This window comes from Kitasatospora sp. NPDC047058 (assembly GCF_040643935.1).
In the GTDB taxonomy this organism is placed as follows: Bacteria; Actinomycetota; Actinomycetes; order Streptomycetales; family Streptomycetaceae; genus Kitasatospora.
In genome coordinates this window covers 1-2,215 of the sequence record NZ_JBEYVJ010000720.1, presented here as the reverse complement: position 1 = coordinate 2,215, position 2,215 = coordinate 1, and the positions used below count along the sequence as shown (strand labels likewise).

Here is a 2,215-nt window from a genome sequence, read left to right as displayed (position 1 = left end):
CGCGGGCGAAGTCGAGCGCGGCCACCGCGGCCGGGGCGTCCCGGCCCGCCAGGCCCTCCGCCGCCTCCCCGGTCAGCCGGACGGCGGCCGGGCGGTCGCCCTCGGCGAGGAACACCTCGACCGCGACCGGCAGCAGTTCGGCGGCCCGCGCCCACGCCCGCGCGTGACGGAGTGCGGTGACGGCCGGGGCGAGCGTGACCGCGGCCCGGGCGGAGTCGCCCTCGGCGAGCTGCAGCCCGGCCAGGCCGGCGGCGGCCCGCATGGCCGCCGTCACCTGGGACTCGCGGTCCCCGTACGGCGCCGCCGCGGCGAAGTGGCGGCGTGCGTCCGCGAGCCGGCCCCGGGCGGCCGCCAACCGGCCCAGCAGCAGGGCCAGCTCGGCACCGGCCATCGCGAGGTCCGGGAACTCGGCGCCCAGCGCGGCGAACCGTTCCTCCAGCCCCTCCCACCGCCCGTCCAGCCCTTCGAGCCGCAGCAGCGCGATCCGGCTGTAGCACTCCAGGTAGGGGATGGCGGCCCGCCGGGCCAGCCGCCGGCTCTCCTCCAACAGGCGTGCGGCGCGGCGGTCGTGGCCCAGTTCGACCGAGATCTCGCCGGCGTTGTAGAGCGCGCGGGTGGTCTGCCGGACGATCTCGGCCCGGTCCGAGCTGCGCGGCAGCTCCTCCAGCAGCGGCCACACCGCCGGATCGCCCTCCCGGGCCAGGAACGTCAGCCGGGTGGCGCGCACCGCCGCCGCCACCTCCTCGTCCGGTCCGGCGGCCAGCGTCCGTTCCGCCCGGTCCAGCCACTCCCGGGCGCGCTCGGCGGCGCCGTCACGCTCGTTCATGGCGATCGCCACCATCGCCCGGGCCGCCCGCGCCGGGCGCTCCTCCAGCTCGTCCAGCGACTCCTCGATCCGGGCGAAGCCGGCCCGGTCGCCGCCCTGAATGGCCATCAGGATGCCGAGGGTCAGCCGGATCTCGCCGCGGTCGGCGACCGGAAGCCGCCGGTCGGCGATCATCCCGGTGAGGATGCCGACGCTCGCCGCGGAGTCCACGCCGTTGGCGGCGATCCGGGCCAGCGCGAGGGCGGCGCGGCCGCGGCGCCGCGGGTCGAGGTCCGGCTCGTCGAGCAGCCGGCGCAGCAGCGCACCGGCGCTGCCGGCGTCCCCCAGCGCGACCGCCTGGTCGGCGGCGGCCTCGGCCACCTCCTGCCAGACCGCCCGGTCGCCGAGCGCCAGGGTGTGGTGGGCGATCTGCACGAGCGGGCGCGGCTCGCGCGCCCCCAGTGCGCCGACCGCACGGCGGTGCAGCGCGGTGCGCTGCGGGCCGGGCAGCCGGCGATAGGCCACCTGCTGCGCCAGGACGTGCCGGAAGCCGTAGCGGGCCGGCGGGTTCTCGCTGAGCACGGCCGCCCGCAGCGCCTCGGTCAGCCCGTCCGCCGTGGCCTGCGGGCCGAGGCCGGCCACCGCGGCGAGCAGCTCCTCCCCCGCCGGCACACCGAGCACGGCCGCGGCGGCCACCACCGCCGAGGCGTCGGACGCCAGCGCCGCGAGCCGCTCGGTGACCGCGTCGCGCAGGCCGCGCGGGACCTCCGAGTGCTCCAGGTCGGCGGCGAGGTCCGCGGCGTCGGTGAGCCCGCCGGGGGTGCGCTGCTCGCACAGCGTGATCAGGTCCTCCTCGGCGACCAGCGGCAGGCCCTCGCTGCGGTCGAACAGCACCCGGGTGAGGGCGGCGGTCGCCCGCGGCCCGAGGGCGGCGCGGGCCAGTTCACGGACCTCGTCCTCGGCCAGCGGGCGGAGCCGGAGCAGCGCCCCGCCGACGCCGCCCGGGCGCCGGTAGGCGGCGCCCAGGACGGGGGTGTCCGGCGGCAGGTCCTCCGCGCGGTAGGTGAGGACCAGGGCCAGCCCCGGCGGCATGTCCCGGGCGAGCAGCAGGAGCAGCTCGCGGGTGGCGTCGTCCACCCAGTGCAGGTCCTCGATGACGAGGACCACCTCGCCGAGCACGCCCAGCAGGGCGCGCACCGCCTGGACCAGGAGGTGACGACCGGGCAGCCCGTCGCCCGTGCCCGGCGGGTGGGGCGGGAGCCGGTCGGCCAGGTCGGGCAGCAGCGGGCGCAGCGCGCCGGCGCTCGGCGGGATGCGATCGGCGGGCGGTAGGAGGGGCCCAGATGGAGACGACCTGCTCCTCGACCGGGAACGGCTGGTACTGGCCCTGCTTCAGCAGCTCGACCATGC

Annotated in this window: 1 protein-coding gene; it reads right to left on the bottom strand. The window is 78.8% G+C overall.

Annotation, left to right across the window (positions count from 1 at the left end; genetic code table 11):
* Nucleotides 1-2,002: LuxR family transcriptional regulator (locus ABZ885_RS39755; protein WP_360199871.1), on the bottom strand; the 2,002-nt coding region annotated here is incomplete at its 3' end.
* Between the last annotated feature and the right edge of the window lie 213 nt (nt 2,003-2,215).